Below are 16,965 nucleotides of genomic sequence, written 5' to 3'. Positions count from 1 at the left end.
AATGTTATAATAAGTAGTATTAATTCCCTTTAATACTATCTAATCGTTTCTTGTAATTTTCAAGCTCTTTTTTTATTTCATCACTAAACTCTACTTTTTTAGAAATAGAATCTTGTTCTAATTTTATTCTATTGTTTTGAGCTTGAAAACTTGAGTCTAACTTTTTGAATCTTTCTAATATGTCGTTGGATTTGTAATATGAAAAAATCAGACTTTTTACATTCTTTTCACCATACTTAACCTTAGCTTCATCAAATGAAAGTTCTAGAATTTCAAGTAACTCAATGTGACTTTTGCTTCCGTTATTTGCTTTATCAGTAATTAACTTTAATGCTTGACTATTAGAGTTGATGTGTTGTTTTAATTTATTAAAATCATCAGACGAATATTCAATGGCGTCTATTTCCTTTAGAAACTTTTTTAGTTGTAAGCTATCTAAGTTTTGAGAAAAACTGAGTCCAGATAGCAATAATAAAAGAACAGCAATGATGAGGGTTTTATTAAGCCTAATAATCATAATACCCATTATAGCCACGCGAGGTTGGTGTTACCCGTTTTCGGTCTTTGTAAATAGCAAGGTTAATGATTTCTTCAATTTGTTCGTCTAGTTCTTTGGTTTCATCAACAGTAGTTCCGTAGCTGTTGCTTGTGTCATAATAGTCTACAACTAGTTTTTTACTGTCTTTAGGTTTTACAAAAGAGATGTAATGCAGTTCCTGAGATTTACCAGAATAGTCATCATCTTTATCTATTTTAAAGAAATACATTACAGCATCTTTATTGCCTTTGTCGGTTTTAAAATCGCGTTTCATTAAAAAGACAAGAGAGTCCTTTTCTTTTTCATACTCTGCATTATCTAAAAGCATAGATTTTGCAAATTGTTGCTGACTTATGTTAAGCGACTTTATGGTGCTGTACATTTTGGCTTCATCAAGCTCTTCTACAAGTCTGTATTGATTCTCTTCATCGTCTTCTAGTTTTTCTTTTAATTCTGAAGGGATTTGTTCTTTGTTTTTAGCCAGTAAAACGTAATATCTTACCAATGCAGAAGTGTCGTCTACATTCAGCATTTTTTCAAAAAAGTCTTTAGCAGAACGCTCTTTTCTGTATGGGAAAATTAAGTTAACATAAGTAGAAAGGTCGTCTGAATAAGAGTTGTAGCCATAACCATAGCCAGAGTTACTTAGGCTACGTTTTACCTCGATTTTACCATCGTTTATGATTTGGTTTTTATATTTTTTATACGCCTTAGTCTTTATTAAACCAGAGTCTTTAACTCGCGCTAATAAATCGTAAAGAGGTTGCTTGTACTCGCTAATAGTGCTGTATTGTAAAATTTTAGGAAACATAGACGCCTTTAACTCTAGAGAATCTTTTCTGTAGTAGTTATAAAATATTCCGCCTATACCACCAAGCGGTAAGTCGCGCTCCATTAAATCCATAGCCAGCTCAAAGTTTTCTTTCTTCTTAGAATCAAATAAGCCTTCTAATATTGCAGATTGAGTTTGAGGGTCTGAGTAGCTATCGTAGTATAATTGTTTTATAAAATCCAGATTGTTTTTAAGGTCTATTTCAACAAGTTGGCCAACTAAGTGCGATTTTATATTTAAACGTTCTTTGTCAAACTCAAAATCTTTTAGGACAGATACAATATCCTTACTGTTGTGTTTTTTAAACTTTATAAGGCTGTAAGATTCTAAAATAATACTGTCGTTTTCTTTTAGTGCTTCAAAAAACTGTTTGGTTTTATCTTCTAATACATTTTTACCCATTAAGGTGTCAACAGGTGTGAATGAATCATAAAATTCGGTTACAAATTTTGATGGTCCGCTTATAGAATCTACCATGGTTTTTAGTTCAAAAAGAACACCTTCTTTTAGAATGTTTTTTACCATAACCTGCTTAGCGCTGTTGCTATCTGTGTACTTAAACGAATAGGAATAGATATTGTCTTTTTTAGACTTAGATCTATTGAAAATTCTAAATTTCTTTTGTGGTGTGTAGTAACGTGTAGCACCATTTGCTTTGCGTTCTACGTCTAGCCAAAGACTATCAATGTTATGAAACATTTGCAAATCATGAAACTTAGTTCTTGTAATTTCTATTTGTTCATTAGCCTTTGTAGAATATGTGGTAGATTTCGTTTTTTCTTCGTAATCTTTGTCGTCTTTGTTAGAGCCGTAATAGCCATAACCATATGGATTTGGTAATGGAGATTTAGCAACTGTGTTTACCGTAAAATGAAGTGAGGTGTCTGCTACTTTTTCAAAACCAGAATAATTTGTTTTATTGAATTTGAAAGATTTGAAAAAATCTGTTTTCTCTTCATCATTAGTGCCAACGTATCCTAAAAGGTAGTAACTACCATCTTTAACAACTGTTTTAAGGTGAAGATTTTTCCCTGTTGTAGAGTCTAAAACGGCTCTGGATTCATAAGTTTTGTAATCGCCTCTTTTAAAACCTCCTTCAGCTTCAGTAAGCTTATAGTTTAAATAAAGCGCATGATGGAAGTACTTAGCCTCAAAACTATCTTCTTCAATGTAGCTTAAATCGTGAAGCGTGGATTCTTCAACAAAATAATAAGCATTGTTTCTGTAGCCTTCTAGTAGTTTTTTCCCTTTGTTGTTCATGTTACTTGTAACGTAATATTCAGGAAAATTCACTTGAAACTTTTTAGTAGGAGAGCTAAATAATATAATTGAATCTGTAGGTGTTTTTATATCTATTGAATTAAATATTTTAGCTTCGTGTTTAAGCACAAAATCACTGCGACCAGCATATTTTATAATTATAATTTCTAAAGGCGTTTGGTAGATATGATACTTCTGAAATTCGCCTTTCTTTGTTTTGTTAACAATGCTCAAACCAGGATAAGGTTCTTTTAACTCTTCTTTTTTAACAATGTCTCCAGGAATATCTTCATACAATAAATCATCTATTTCCTTAAGTGTCATGTTTTCTTTCTCGTTAGGAAGATAGGTGAAACGGCTAATTCTGTTTACAGTTAAGTAAGCACCATTGGTCATGTCTGGATCTAAATAATACTTCTGTCCACCATAAGAGAATTCGCGTAATTCATCATAAGTATTAAGGCTTAAAAAATCATCTGGTGTGATATGGTTTTTAAGAATTGGTTCAACAAAAAGACTATCGAGTTTTGTTTTTTCTGTTTTACTAAAATCGGTTTGCTCAGAGGTTAAGGCTTTAACGGTATAGCCTCTTTCGCGAAGCATGTTAATCATACCTTTGTCTCCTGGTAAATGTGCTGCGCCAACACCTGCAAATACAGACTTTTTAGGCATTAACTCTACAAGAGAATTTACCATATTCTCATTTCTGATAAAGAGCATGTTTTCTCTGTAAAATTCGGTGTTAGAACCTGCGCCAATAGAGTCTAAAAGGTCTAAATTTCTATCGCGATAAAGATTTTCTTGTATAAGGTAAGGGTTTTCTTTAGCGTATAATTTTTGCAACCAAGGATCAATATCTTTTTTGTTGGTGTTATAAGCTGCTTTGGTGGTTAGATAACGAGACTCTGCCAAATCTTCTAAGCCATAAATTTCTTTACCATTTTTCTTTCCTGCCTGATAGATAAACATGTCTAGGTATGTTTCTTCTTCAAAATTATCTGCAGCATTATTTTTCCTGTACAAATAAGCATTTACAGCGCCATTGTCCATCCTAACCGAAGCTCTTACAGCCATTTCTTCAGGATGAGTTAGCTTAAAAAGGTTGGTGTAAAAACCTTGTCTGTAGTTGTTATAGAAAGCCATTTCATCAATCATCATGTCGTAATTAAAACCTGGCCATGTAATAGGGTCAGATTCTAAAGCAACGCATTCACTTTCATTAAGCGCTTTGTAGAAAACATCATCTAATCTAAAAGCCACTTTTTTACTTACATGCATGGTGCCATATAGATATGACGTTTTTTCTAAACCGTTTCCAGAGATTTCCCAAAGTAAACTCTGATATTGTTGTTGTGAAAAGGCAGTAATTGAAATTGTAAATATTAGGGCTGTAAGAATTTTTTTCATTTTGTACATTATAATCATGACTTGTAAAGATATTTAAATCATTGAAATAGCCATGATTAATTATTAAAACTCGTTTAAAAACTAATATTATAGATATTTCTTTCTGTACCTTATAACTCAAAATAGTTAGAAACAGTATTTAACATAGCATTATTAATAAAACCAATATGTGCAATTGTACAGTATTGAAAAAGGGTTGTATTTTTGTTTTAGGAAAAAGAAAATATGTCAAAAGGAATTTTATTAGTCAATTTAGGTTCTCCAGATAGTCCAAGCCCAAAGGATGTAAAAAAGTATTTGGATGAATTTTTAATGGATGAGCGAGTTATAGATCTTCCATTATGGGCAAGAACTCTTTTGGTAAGAGGTATTATATTAAATACAAGACCAAAAGCGTCTGCCAAAGCATACCAGAAAATTTGGTGGGAAGAAGGCTCTCCACTAATTGTACTATCAGAAAGATTACAAGAAAAAGTTCAGAAAAAAGTAGATTATCCTGTAGCCTTAGCTATGCGTTATGGAAGCATGAGCATAAAAAAAGGATTGCAAGAGTTGGTAGACAAGGGTTGTACAGAGGTTAAAACAATACCACTTTATCCTCAGTTTGCAATGGCAACTACCGAAACGATTGATGTAAAGGTAGATGAGTTGGTTGCTGAGCACTTTCCGCAACTAAAAATTACTACTACTCCTGCTTTTTATCACAGAGAAGATTACAAAGAAGCCTTAGCACAAAGCATTGCCGAAAAGCTAGATGGCTTAGATTACGAGCACATTTTATTTAGTTATCATGGTGTGCCAGAACGCCATATTAGAAAAAGCGACATTACCAATGGCAATTGCAAAATGAATGGTAAATGTTGTTTTAAAATGGGTAGCAAGCAACATGAGTTTTGCTACCGTCATCAATGCGAAATCACTACTGTAAATATTGCTAAAAAACTGAAACTTAAAAACGGAACCTATTCTACAACATTTCAGTCCAGACTTGGTTTTGATCCATGGTTAAAGCCTTACACAGACAGAACCATAGAACGTATGGGAAAAGAAGGTGTTAAGAAAATGGCGATTGTAACTCCAGCTTTTGTTAGTGATTGTTTAGAAACTCTGGAAGAAATAGCGATGGAAGGAGAAGAAATCTTCCATGAAGTAGGTGGAAAAGAATTTACGGTAATTCCATGTTTAAACGACAGAGATGACTTTGCTCAGGTGCTTACAAACATGATTGAAGAATGGGCAACTATAAAAAATACTATAGCCAGCCATTAAACACTAAAAATGGAATACAATTACATAAAATCGTTACATCTCATTTTTGTTATTACTTGGTTTGCAGGTTTGTTTTACATTCCGAGATTGTTTGTATATCAAATAGAAGCATTTCATAAGCCATCGCCAGAGAAAGAGATTTTAGGAAAGCAACTAAAGCTTATGGCAAAGCGTTTATGGTATATTATTACATGGCCTTCTGCCATCTTAGCAACACTGTTTGCTGTGTGGCTAATAATTTTAATGCCAAGCTGGCTTCAGCAAAGCTGGATGCATGTAAAGCTAACCTTCGTAGTTCTATTGTTTTTGTACCATTATAAAACCCACGTGTATTTTAAGCAGTTGCAAAATGATGAGGTAAATGTAACATCAAATTTTATGCGGATTTGGAACGAAGGTGCAACTTTTATACTTTTTGCTGTAGTCTTTTTAGTAATCTTAAAAAGCAGTATTAATTGGATCTTTGGTGTTATCGGAATTGTTATACTCGGAATTTTGTTAATGTTAGGATTTAAACTTTACAAACGCATACGCGAAAAAAATCCTGATGCCTAGTTGGCTTGATTATTGCTATATTTAGTCCATTAATAAGCTGATGAAAATAAAAAAACTGTCATTACGATCTAGAATATTTATTGCCATGATACTTCTGGTATTATTGGCATCTATATTAATTGCGGCAGTTACCATATATCAGTACAACGAAGAGGCTAGAGATTACCACAGAGAGCGATTAGAGCGCAAAGAAAAAGCCATTAGAAAGAGTATAGAGTTCATTGTACAAGAAACCACTTATCCTGTAACAACAGAAAATATACCTTTAATTTTTAAGGATGCTATCTTTGATATTGATGCCATACACAGCTTGCAGGTAAATTTATACGATTTAGATGGTCAATTACTCAAAAGTTCTAAGCGCACCATACAAAGAGATACCACAGAGCAATGTTTAGATGCAGATGTTCTCAATGCTTTATCTAACACAGCAGAACATCGTTATGTCCTTAAAAAAGAAAAAAACGGCCAAATATTTCAATCCTCGTACTCTTACATTACAGATGGTAAGTTTAAAAATTTAGCTATACTCAACCTGCCTTATTTAGAAAATGATGATTTTTTAAACAGAGAACTTAATGAGTTTTTAATGCGTTTGGGTTATGCCTATTTGGCTATGATTTTTGTAGCCATAGTGTTTGCATATTTTATATCAACATATATTACCAAGTCGCTAAAAACGATTAGTGATAAAATGAACGAAACCAGGTTAGAAAAGCGCAACAAAAAAATACAGGTAGAATCTACAAGTGAAGAAATAGAAACACTCGTAAATTCTTATAACAGTATGATTGATGAGCTCGAGGCAAGTGCAGTAAAACTAGCAACTAGTGAGCGTGAGCAAGCTTGGAGAGAAATGGCAAAACAAGTCGCACACGAGATTAAAAATCCATTAACTCCAATGCGATTGAGTGTGCAGAGTTTTCAGCGTAAGTTTGATCCAAGTGATGAAAATATACACCAAAAAGTAGATGAATACAGCAACACGTTAATTCAGCAGATAGACACCATGAGTTCTATAGCTTCTGCTTTTTCTAACTTTGCTAAAATGCCAGCTCAAAAATCTGAAAACCTTAATGTAGTACACATTGTAAAACTGGCCTTAGATATTTTTAATGAAGAATATATTTCTTTTGAAGCTGAAAAGGAAGAAATAATTGCCAAGTTCGATCGTACTCAGCTCATTAGAGTTGTAACCAATTTGGTGAAAAATTCAATACAAGCTATACCTGAAGAAAAGGAAAATCCACGTATAAAAGTTGCAGTATTTTCTGTAGGTGATGACGTGAAAATCACTGTAGAAGATAATGGTAATGGTATTGCAGAAGATACAAAATCAAAAATATTTGAGCCAAAGTTTACCACAAAATCAAGTGGTATGGGCTTAGGACTGGCAATGGTAAAAAATATTGTGGAAACCTTCAAAGGAAGTATTACCTTTACCTCTCAAGAAGGAAAAGGCACAACGTTTACTGTAGCTTTTCCTAAATAAAGACTTTTTATCCTGTATCGTATTCAGGGTTTTATATATTAAATCAACACATTATTATGTCTTATAACAATATACTTTCAGACTATCAAAACGGAATAACAACCATTACCATAAACAGACCTAAAAAGCTAAATGCTTTAAACAAGGAAACAATACAAGAACTTCATGAAGCTTTTGATGAAGCTGATAAAGACAAAAACACTAAGGTAATTATCGTTACCGGAAGCGGAGAGAAAGCTTTTGTGGCAGGAGCAGATATTAGTGAATTTGCACATTTTAATGTAGAAGAAGGTGGTAAGCTGGCTGCTCAAGGTCAAAAGCTATTATTCGATTTTGTAGAAAATTTAAGCACACCAGTTATTGCTGCGGTAAATGGTTTTGCTTTGGGAGGTGGCTTAGAATTAGCAATGGCTTGTCACTTTAGAGTAACAAGTACCAATGCAAGAATGGGTTTACCAGAAACCTCTTTGGGTGTAATTCCAGGTTATGGTGGTACACAGCGTTTATCTCAAATAGTAGGTAAGGGTAGAGCTATGGAAATGATTATGACAGCAGGTATGATAGATGCTAACCAAGCATTGAGTTATGGCTTAGTAAATCATGTTGTGGAGCAAGAAGGACTATTAGAGTTTTGCGAAAGTATTGCAGGTAAAATAATGCGCAATTCTTCAGTCGCTATTTCAGAAGCCATTAAAGCTGTAAATGCTAATTATAAAGATGGTGTTAACGGTTATGAAGTAGAAATTAAAGCCTTTGGTGACTGCTTTGGTACAGAGGATTTTACAGAAGGAACTACAGCATTTTTAGAAAAGCGTAAAGCGGATTTTCCAGGGAAATAAATACCATTTATTCTCAATCTAACAATATTCTTCCTACAAAATTTGTGAATAATCAAATCACTTTTCAACAACCAAAAGAGTTATAAATAGGTAATTTTAATGTTCTACTTTTTCAAGTTTTACGTTTTTAATTATCTATTATGAGCTCTAAATCTATCATTAAGGGACGAGGTGCCCAACGCAATATTCATAACCGTTTTTTTGAGTTGTCTCACGAAATGCGCGATGATTTTTTAGAATATTGCCATAAAGAAGGTGAGGTTGTAGATAAAAATAAAACACAATATCTTAATGTATTTCCCAAGACTATTGTAAATAAAGTAAAGAGTCCAGATGTTGGTATGGCATATTCAATGGATATGTATCAAGGGTGCGAACATGGTTGTATTTATTGCTATGCAAGAAACAGTCATGAGTTTTGGGGTTTTAGTGCTGGTTTAGATTTTGAACGTAAAATTTTAGTAAAAAAAGACGCACCAAAACTCTTGGAAGATCTCCTAAAAAAGAAAAGCTGGAAAGCACATACCATAGTCATGTCTGGTAATACGGATTGTTATCAGCCAGCAGAACAGAAATTTCAATTGACCAGGAAGTGTTTAGAGCTGTTTTTAAAGTACAAGCATCCTGTGGCAATAATTACAAAAAACGCGTTAATCTTAAGAGATATTGAAATTTTAAAAGCCTTAGCAGAGGACAATCTAATTTCAGTAAACATATCCATAACATCCTTGTCAGAAGATACAAGACGCATTTTAGAGCCAAGAACTGCGACTATAAAACGGAGACTTCAAACCGTAAAAGAGCTTAGCGATAACGGCATTCCGGTAAATGTAATGTTAGCTCCAATAATACCTTCTATCAATAGTCACGAAATTTTACCAATGGCAAAGGCAGTGTCTGAGGCTGGTGCTTTAGGTATTGCCCATACTGTTGTGAGGCTAAATGGCGCTATAGGTGAAATTTTTTCAGATTGGATAAAAAAAACTTTGCCAGATAGAGCAGATAAGGTTTTGCATCAAATTGAAAATTGCCATGGCGGAACATTAAACGAGAGTAGGTATGGAGTACGAATGCGAGGCGAAGGGCAAATCGCAAAACAAATTAATGATCTTATGGCTTTGGCAAGGTTAAAATACTTTAGAGGAAAGACTATGCCTAAGCTCAACACGAGTTTGCACGAGCAGTATAAGGATGGTCAAATGAAACTATTCTGAAAAACAAAAGTGGGCATAAAGCCCACTTCCGAAGTAAAAAAATAACTAATATATAAACAATCAAAATTTATATGCTGAAATTCTTAGTGTACACTCTGCCATTAGATCTAATAACTGCTGTGTAGTCACCAGTAACAGATTTATCTAATTTATAAACTCTGTTTAAGACATCCTTTCCTTCAACATTTTCAGTATGAATTAATTCGTCTTCAAAGTAAAGTTCAACTTTCATTTCATTAGTGTCTAAACCAATTTTTGAAACGATAAGTAAACCTTCTTCAGATCTTATAACAGGCTTATAAATTTTAGTCTGTGTATTGTCTAATATTTTAACCTCTTTGTTTTCTACCTGTAGTTCAACAACTTCAATTTCAAAATCTTTGCTAATTTCTACAGTGTATGTTCCGTTGTTGAGTTGGCTAAAATCAAAAAGCCTTACTAAATTTCCATTGTGCTTAATGCGTCCACTAAAAATTACTTTTCCTGAATCATCTGTCACAGAAAGATTATGTCCTTCACTTACAAATTTAAATGTAGATAAATCTTTTAACGTCTCGCTTGCGTAGCTTGTGTATGTTCCCAACATCACTGCTACTACCATAATACTTTTAATTAGTGTTTTCATCTTTTTCCTTTTTTTAAGGTTAAACTGAATTAACACTACAAAGGTATAGTGGTGGTGCATAGTTGAAAACAACGATTTTGGCATATTTATATGCATAATTAACCCTAAAAGAGCTTCGGCGCAGATGTAAGGTTAAAATAGTGTATAATAATGATAATTATGCATATATTTGATTTTTGTAATGACCTAACTTTGCATTAAATTTTTTAGTTGTGAATACAAGAAAACCTATACTAGAAAAAATAAGTCCAGAATTTGGAAGCTCTATGCGTGTTGTAAAACATGGTGCTTATATAGGCGAAAAAAAACCATTTTGGCACTTTCATCCAGAGATAGAATTGGTGTATGTTAATAAAGGAAAAGGAAAGCGACACATAGGAAACCATTTGTCTTACTTTAATAACAGTCAACTTTTACTTTTAGGTTCTAATCTTCCACATAACGGATTTACAGATCGACTTACTATTAATGGTACAGAGACTATAGTACAGTTTAAGCCAGAGTTTTTGGGCGAGCAGTTTTTTAATATTCCAGAAATGGAAAAAATTAATAATCTATTTGAGCGAGCTAAAAGCGGAATACTTTTTGGCATACCAACAAAACAAAAGCTCGGAAAGAAAATTGAAAAGCTATCTGAAAAAGAGGGTTTTAAAAAGATACTGGTCTTGTTAGAAATATTACATAGCCTTGCTAAGGCTGAAGATTATACAATACTAAATGCAGATGGTTATACGTTTGAAGCAGAACCACAAGATAGTGCCAAGATAGATACCATTTTTAAGCATGTAAATGAGAATTTTAAAGAGCACATAAGTCTAGATGAAATTGCAGATAAGGTAAGTATGACGGTTCCTGCATTTTGTAGATATTTTAAAAAAGTAACAGGAAAAACATTTACAAAACTTGTAAATGAATATAGAGTGGTACATGCTACTAAATTACTTACAGAGAGCCAAATGAGTATTACAGATATTAGTTTTGAATGTGGTTTCAACAACTTCTCTCATTTTAATAAACTTTTTAAAGAGTTTACTGGTAAAAGCGCTTCAAAGTATAGAAGCGAAGTGAAGTTAATGGTTCAGTAAGTGTTTTTTATTTATCTCCTTCCCACTCAGCATAAAACTGTTTTAGGTAGTCTTCCATAAACTTATGTCTATTTAAGGCAATACGTTTTCCGGTTTTAGTATTCATCTGGTCTTTAAGAAGTAGTAATTTTTCGTAAAAGTGATTTATTGTTGGTGCTTCCGATGCTTTGTATTCAGCCTTAGTCATATTAAGATTTGGAGCAATATCAGGATTGTATAAAGCTCTGTTCTTAAAGCCTCCATAATTAAAACAGCGTGCAATACCTATAGCTCCAATGGCGTCTAACCTATCTGCATCTTGTACGACTTCCATTTCTTTAGAGGTAAATGAAGTGTCTAAATCAAACGAATTTTTAAAAGACATGTTTTCTATAATTTGGGTTACATGCTCAATAACAACACTATCTACGTTTTCACTTAATAGAAATTCGCTTGCTTTTCTTGGACCAATGGATTCATCTCCATTATTAAATTTAGGGTCAGCTATATCATGAAGTAATGCTGCCAGCTCTACTACCAGATTGTCAACATTTTCATTTTTTGAAATTAACTTAGCATTGTTATACACTCTTAAGATGTGAAACCAATCGTGTCCGCCTTCGGCATTTTTAAGTTCGGTTTGTACAAAGGTCTTAGTAGATGCTATTAAGTTGTCGTGATTCATTATTCAATACTGCATTTAATTTGCGCTTCAACAATGTTAATTAATTCAAGCTTGTCTTCGTACAAATTGGCTTTAATAGGCTTATGAACTAAAAAAGAAATACGAGCTCCTAAACCCATAGGGAATTTACCATATTTAAGTGTTTTCCAGGAATTGTTAATGGTTACAGGAACAACTAAAGCATTTGGCGCATGCTTTATCATAGTTAGTAATCCTTTAGTTTTAAACTGTTTTGGTTTTCCGTCTCTACTTCTTGTGCCTTCAGGAAAAATAACAGCAGCCCATTTGTTTTTTTCAATTCGTTTTGCAAAATTTTCAATGGCTTTTATAGAGCCTAAGGCATCCTTTCTATCTATTAGTACAGAACCTCCATGACGCAAATTATAAGATACACTAGGTATGCCTTTGCCTAATTCTTTTTTGCTAACAAATTTTACATGATGCTTTCTAAAATACCAGATTAAAGGAGGTATATCATACATGCTTTGATGGTTGGTAACTATAATTAGTGGAGTGTCTTTTTCTATGGAATAAGGATTGGTAAAAGAAAATGTAGTGCCAAGCACATTTAAGCTTCTCATTATAAAAAACTGAAACCAATCTACACTGGTTTTATGCGCCTGGTATCCAAATACCGTATTACAAAACCATTGTATAGGATGAAATATTACCAAGGTTAGCCCAAAGCAAATAAAATATAAAACAGTAAGAGGGTAAGCCAAAATTTTTTGCATGATACAAAAGTAAATCAATGCCTATTAAGCACAAAAAAACCACGAAAGTATTCGTGGTTTTTGTTATTAAGTGTTTTTGTTTTTAGCAATGCTCATTGTAAGCATCCATAAGGTTTTCTGCAATTAATTGCGCAGGTCTACCTTCAATATGGTGACGCTCTAGCATGTGTACCAATTCGCCATCTTTAAATAAAGCCATGCTTGGTGAGCTTGGAGGAAAAGGTATCATGTACTCTCTAGCTTTGTTAGTTGCTTCTTTATCAACACCAGCAAAAACAGTCACTAAATTATCAGGACGTTTTGCATTTTCTAAGCTCATACGAGCGCCTGGTCTTGCGTTAGCAGCAGCACATCCACAAACCGAATTAACAACCACTAATGTTGTTCCTTCTTTTGCTATGGCTTGGTCTACAGCTTCTGTTGTATGTAATTCTTCAAAACCTACGTTTGTTAAATCTTCACGCATTGGTTTTACTAATTCTGCTGGATACATATCTTATTCTTTTTAATTATCAATTTTAAAGTGCAAAGATACCAAATGTGTAACAATTAATAGAAGTAATACACTAACTAATAGTATATTTATGCATTCATAAAATCTATAGTTAATATATGAGTTTTGCAAAGTGGATTGGAGGAGCAATAGGTTGGTCTTTTGGTGGGCCAATAGGTGCTATCATAGGACTGGCTTTAGGTAGTTTTGTAGATAATTTATCTGACAACGGAACACCTCTAATAGGAGAACGACAAACAAGTAGAAACCGAAATCGCGATCCATATCGTCAGCGACCAAAACAAACACGCAGAGATCAAAAACCACAAACACAATCTGGAGATTTTGAGGTTAGTTTATTGATTTTAGCATCAATCATTATAAAAGCAGATGGAAAACAAGATCAAAGAGAACTAGATTTTGTGCGTCAGCAATTTAAAAACATGTATGGTACTGATAGAGCTAATCATGCTTTTGAGTTGTTTAAGCGTGTTTCTAAACAAAACATATCTATGCGTCAAGTATGTATGCAGATTAAACAAATGATGGATCATGCTTCGCGTTTACAATTGCTTCATTTTTTATTTGGTATCGCAAAGGCAGATGGTCATGTAGCAGAGGTAGAGGTAAAACAAATCTATACCATGTCTGGTTATTTAGGCATTAGCAGAAAAGATTTTGAAAGTATCAAAGCTATGTTCTATGACATGACAAATAATGCTTACAAAATTTTAGAAGTTGACAAGTCGGTTTCTGATGAAGAGGTTAAAAGAGCATACCGAAAAATGGCTAAAAAATACCATCCAGATCGTGTAGGTCACTTAGGGAAAGAACACCAGGAAGGTGCCGAAGAAAAATTTAGACAAGTGCAAGAGGCTTACGAGCACATTCAGAAAGAGAGAGGATTTAAGTAGTCTAATTAAGTGCGAGTTGTGGGTTTCATTAAAAAATATGTATCTGTTCAAATAGGTCTTATTTCATATGTACTCTTTTGTGGCTTATCTATTTATGAAGATTTAAAAAATGAAGGTTTAATAAATTCGAGTAAGCTCGTAGTATTAACTTTTGTCACTGTTATTGTTTTAATTGCTTTTCTATTTATTGAAAGAACTTACAATAAAATAAAAAGTAACAGAGATGACGAATAACCCAAAAATTAAGCAATGTATTGGTTTGTCGGTAGTATAATATTTGTTTTTGTGTTAGCTTATGTAATTATAAAGCTGACTATTAATACTAAAGAAAATCCAGATTCTAACTTAGGAATATTAGAGCATCCAAGTACTTATAAAAAGCCAGATATTGAGATGGTGGATAACGACTCTTTATCGAATAAAAAATAATTTTCAGGTGACCTTTTAAACAAAACGCCATTAATAAATAAACCACTCTTATGAGCGACGACAAAATAATGGCATTGTTTAAAAATGGAAAACGCGAAAAAGCGTTTAAGGAGTTGTACAAACTCTATCCACGTATCGAAAAACTCATTCTGTCCAACAATGGAACAAAATCAGATGCTAATGATGTTTTTCAGGAAGCGTTAATCATTCTAAACAGAAATCTGGAAAAATCAGATTTTAAACTCACATCTTCATTTTACACCTATCTCTACTCAGTATCTCGATTTGTTTGGAAAGACACGCAAAGAAAATTCACCAAACAAGAACTACATAATTTACAGAGTGAAGAAGTTTCAATATTTGATGCTGTTTTAGAGGAACAAAAATACAAGTCGGCAGAAAAAGCGTTTCGCGAATTAGGAGAAAGATGTCAACAGTTACTACAATGGTTTTATGTAAAGAAAATGACCTTTAAGGTTATTGCAGAGCAAATGCGATTTAAAAGCGAAAAAGTCGCAAAAAACCAAAAGTACAAATGCCTACAAAAGGCAAAAGACATCTACAGAACTCAAACAAAAACTGTTCAATCTTAATTCGGAAATACTATGGAAAAAGATATTGATTTAATCAACGCATATTTAAATAATAGCCTTTCTGAAACCGAAAGATTGGCTTTTGAAAGCAGACTTAAAACAGACGCAACATTCTATGAGGTTTTTGAAGAACACCAGACAATTATAAAAGGGATTGAGCGCGTTGAATTACTTGAAGAAATAAAAACCTCGAAGAATAACTACCTCTTAAGCAAATGGCTAAAATATATTGGAGGATTTGCTCTATTGGTTGTAATTTTAATAGTAGCATACAGTTTGTTTTTTAGTGCCCAAAGCGAAGAAAAGCAAAGCGATAACAACACTTCTTTTGAGGTTGTAAAGGACTCAGTTGTAAATGAAACTTTAGTAGATTCTATCCCAAAATATATTGCAGTTAAATATCACTTAGAATACATTCTAGATGAAGAATTAACTAGTAGGTATGGAGGTGTGGAAACGATGAAAGACACAATAATTAAAGAAATGTTTGGCCCTTATACAATTGAAGAATTCAAATTAGCATTTCCAGAAAATGATGATTTTAAAAAGGAAAACGATACCATTTTTATCAATCCAAATCTTTTAAAAGAGATAGAAAAAGCACAGCAAAAAGTCCAGAAAGAAAGTAAGGCTGATCAAGTAGTCAAACTAGTTTCCAAAAACACGGAATCTTTTTTCAATTCAACTAAAAAGGAGGCACAAGTAATATCTTTTAATGCTAGTGAAGATTATCAGGTCACCTTAAAAGAAGGCACCGAAATTTCAATACCTGCCAATGCCTTTATCAATTCTAAAACTCAAAAAGAGGTGACAGGAAAAGTTAGTTTAGAAGTTACGGAGTATTATAAACTTTCAGATATGTTATTGGCGGATTTAAGCACAAAATCTGATGATCAAATTCTAGAAACAGGAGGCATGTTGTATATAGAAGACAAAAAGGACAATTCTAATTTAAAATTAAAACCAGGCAAAGAATTAGAGATTGTGTTTAACAATAAGGGGAGGAAGGATATGCAGCTTTTTAATGGAGATAAAGCTAATGGAGTGATGAATTGGATTTTGCCAGAATCTACAGAGATTATCACAGGTCAATTTAAAAGTACATCACAAGAAGTTAGTTTGTCTAGTGAATACTATGAGAATACTGACAGCTATTCAAACTTTGAGCTTTTAGATGTAATGCCTAGACATCCTAATTGCGAGCCAGGAGATAATGAACAATTAAAGCAATGTTTTAATGAAGAAATAACAAAGTTTGTAGCTAGAAAATTTAATTATGAAATAGGAGAGAGGCTAAACCTAACAACCAAAGAAAATATATACGTTTCTTTTGAAATTGATAGAAGAGGAAACATCGGTAAAATAGAAGCTAGATCTAAGTATGATGCGCTTGCTGCAGAAGTAATAAGAGTTTTAGAGTTGTTTCCAAAAGTAGTTCCTGGTAAAAAAAATAGCAGGTATGTTACTGTTAAATACCGTTTTCCAATAGTTTATAGAATATTGGGTAGTGAAAACTCAACACCTGTCACTAGAACATCTAGAATGATTGTTCAACAAGATTCTGCATTAATCATTGGAAACAAAAAAGAAGTTCAGAAAGAGATTGAAGAAAAGCCTATTTCAGAAGTTAGCAAATCAGACCTTGAGCGTTATACACTTTCAACAACACAACTAGGTTGGATTAATTGCGACCGTTTTATAAACAGCAAAAAAAATAAGATTAAATATAACATTAACATTAGTAATGCTGAAGATGCCAATGTTAAGCTGATTTTTAAGTCGATAAGCTCAATTCTGCCAAGTAGAACATCAAACGGATTTTACGATTTTGGTTTAGTGCCTGTTAACGAAGAGGTTATTCTACTAGCTATAAAGAAAAAGGGTGATAAAATATTTTTAGGTCTTAAAGAGTTAAGAATTAAAGCGACTTCAGAAGAACAGGATATTGGTTTTAAGGAGGTGTCTTTAAGCGAACTGAAAAAGGAGCTCATAAAACTTAATTCTAATTTCTAAAAAAATATA

General features: G+C 33.0%; 16 protein-coding genes. 10 read left to right on the top strand and 6 right to left on the bottom strand.

What is annotated here, in order from left to right; translation table 11 throughout:
• Positions 1 to 19: 19 nt before the first annotated feature.
• Both P7122_RS04475 and P7122_RS04470 read right to left on the bottom strand, forming a co-directional pair.
• Complete coding sequence (locus P7122_RS04475) at positions 20 to 517, bottom strand: hypothetical protein (protein ID WP_278004579.1); 498 nt, start codon at positions 515 to 517, stop codon at positions 20 to 22.
• Entirely contained in the window at positions 507 to 4,037 is a 3,531-nt protein-coding gene (locus tag P7122_RS04470; protein WP_278004578.1) for a TraB/GumN family protein, read from the bottom strand. Before P7122_RS04470 ends, P7122_RS04475 begins: the two co-directional genes overlap by 11 nt.
• A gap of 225 nt (positions 4,038 to 4,262) precedes the next feature.
• Here P7122_RS04470 and hemH point away from each other — a divergent pair, with 225 nt between their 5' ends.
• From hemH to P7122_RS04445, 5 genes are all read left to right on the top strand, one after another.
• Positions 4,263 to 5,306 (top strand): ferrochelatase, encoded by a 1,044-nt coding sequence (hemH, locus tag P7122_RS04465; protein WP_278004577.1) that lies wholly within the window; start codon positions 4,263 to 4,265, stop codon positions 5,304 to 5,306.
• A gap of 9 nt (positions 5,307 to 5,315) precedes the next feature.
• A complete protein-coding gene (locus P7122_RS04460; RefSeq protein WP_278004576.1) occupies positions 5,316 to 5,861 on the top strand; it encodes a CopD family protein in 546 nt (181 codons plus the stop codon).
• 40 nt (positions 5,862 to 5,901) lie between these two features.
• The gene (locus tag P7122_RS04455) at positions 5,902 to 7,353 is read left to right on the top strand and encodes a sensor histidine kinase (RefSeq protein ID WP_278004575.1); all 1,452 of its coding nucleotides are present in this window, start codon (positions 5,902 to 5,904) and stop codon (positions 7,351 to 7,353) included.
• A gap of 56 nt (positions 7,354 to 7,409) precedes the next feature.
• Positions 7,410 to 8,192, top strand: a complete 783-nt coding sequence (locus P7122_RS04450) for an enoyl-CoA hydratase/isomerase family protein (RefSeq protein WP_278004574.1) — start codon at positions 7,410 to 7,412, stop codon at positions 8,190 to 8,192.
• A gap of 140 nt (positions 8,193 to 8,332) precedes the next feature.
• Complete coding sequence (locus P7122_RS04445; protein ID WP_278004573.1) at positions 8,333 to 9,406, top strand: PA0069 family radical SAM protein; 1,074 nt, start codon at positions 8,333 to 8,335, stop codon at positions 9,404 to 9,406.
• 67 nt (positions 9,407 to 9,473) lie between these two features.
• Here P7122_RS04445 and P7122_RS04440 read toward each other — a convergent pair whose 3' ends face one another.
• Positions 9,474 to 10,031: a T9SS type A sorting domain-containing protein gene (locus P7122_RS04440; protein WP_278004572.1), complete on the bottom strand. Its 558-nt coding sequence runs from the start codon at positions 10,029 to 10,031 to the stop codon at positions 9,474 to 9,476.
• A 212-nt stretch (positions 10,032 to 10,243) separates the two neighbouring features.
• Between P7122_RS04440 and P7122_RS04435 the strand changes: the two genes are divergently transcribed.
• Complete coding sequence (locus tag P7122_RS04435; RefSeq protein ID WP_278004571.1) at positions 10,244 to 11,116, top strand: AraC family transcriptional regulator; 873 nt, start codon at positions 10,244 to 10,246, stop codon at positions 11,114 to 11,116.
• A gap of 7 nt (positions 11,117 to 11,123) precedes the next feature.
• On the opposite strand, the gene P7122_RS04430 is transcribed toward P7122_RS04435, so the two are convergent.
• From P7122_RS04430 to P7122_RS04420, 3 genes are all read right to left on the bottom strand, one after another.
• A complete protein-coding gene (locus tag P7122_RS04430) occupies positions 11,124 to 11,780 on the bottom strand; it encodes an HD domain-containing protein (RefSeq protein WP_278004570.1) in 657 nt (218 codons plus the stop codon).
• A complete protein-coding gene (locus P7122_RS04425) occupies positions 11,780 to 12,514 on the bottom strand; it encodes a lysophospholipid acyltransferase family protein (protein WP_278004569.1) in 735 nt (244 codons plus the stop codon). The genes P7122_RS04430 and P7122_RS04425 overlap by 1 nt, the downstream gene beginning before the upstream one ends.
• Positions 12,515 to 12,596: 82 nt before the next feature.
• Positions 12,597 to 13,007, bottom strand: a complete 411-nt coding sequence (locus P7122_RS04420) for a BrxA/BrxB family bacilliredoxin (protein WP_278004568.1) — start codon at positions 13,005 to 13,007, stop codon at positions 12,597 to 12,599.
• A 119-nt stretch (positions 13,008 to 13,126) separates the two neighbouring features.
• On the opposite strand from P7122_RS04420, the gene P7122_RS04415 reads away from it, so the two are divergent.
• The 4 genes from P7122_RS04415 to P7122_RS04400 all read left to right on the top strand — a co-directional run bounded on the left by P7122_RS04415 (position 13,127) and on the right by P7122_RS04400 (position 16,956).
• On the top strand, positions 13,127 to 13,921 hold the full coding sequence (locus P7122_RS04415) for a TerB family tellurite resistance protein (RefSeq protein ID WP_278004567.1): 795 nt from the start codon (positions 13,127 to 13,129) through the stop codon (positions 13,919 to 13,921).
• Between the two features lie 249 nt (positions 13,922 to 14,170).
• Positions 14,171 to 14,350, top strand: a complete 180-nt coding sequence (locus P7122_RS04410; protein ID WP_278004566.1) for a hypothetical protein — start codon at positions 14,171 to 14,173, stop codon at positions 14,348 to 14,350.
• A gap of 50 nt (positions 14,351 to 14,400) precedes the next feature.
• Positions 14,401 to 14,943, top strand: coding sequence for an RNA polymerase sigma factor (locus tag P7122_RS04405; RefSeq protein ID WP_278004565.1), 543 nt, complete (start codon positions 14,401 to 14,403; stop codon positions 14,941 to 14,943).
• Between the two features lie 12 nt (positions 14,944 to 14,955).
• Positions 14,956 to 16,956 carry an energy transducer TonB gene (locus tag P7122_RS04400; RefSeq protein WP_278004564.1) on the top strand — a complete coding sequence of 667 codons (2,001 nt, stop codon included), beginning with the start codon at positions 14,956 to 14,958 and terminating at the stop codon, positions 16,954 to 16,956.
• Positions 16,957 to 16,965: the final 9 nt, after the last annotated feature.

This window comes from Winogradskyella marincola (assembly GCF_029624125.1).
Taxonomy (GTDB): Bacteria; Bacteroidota; Bacteroidia; order Flavobacteriales; family Flavobacteriaceae; genus Winogradskyella; species Winogradskyella marincola.
This window is presented reverse-complemented; position numbering and strand designations above follow the sequence as displayed.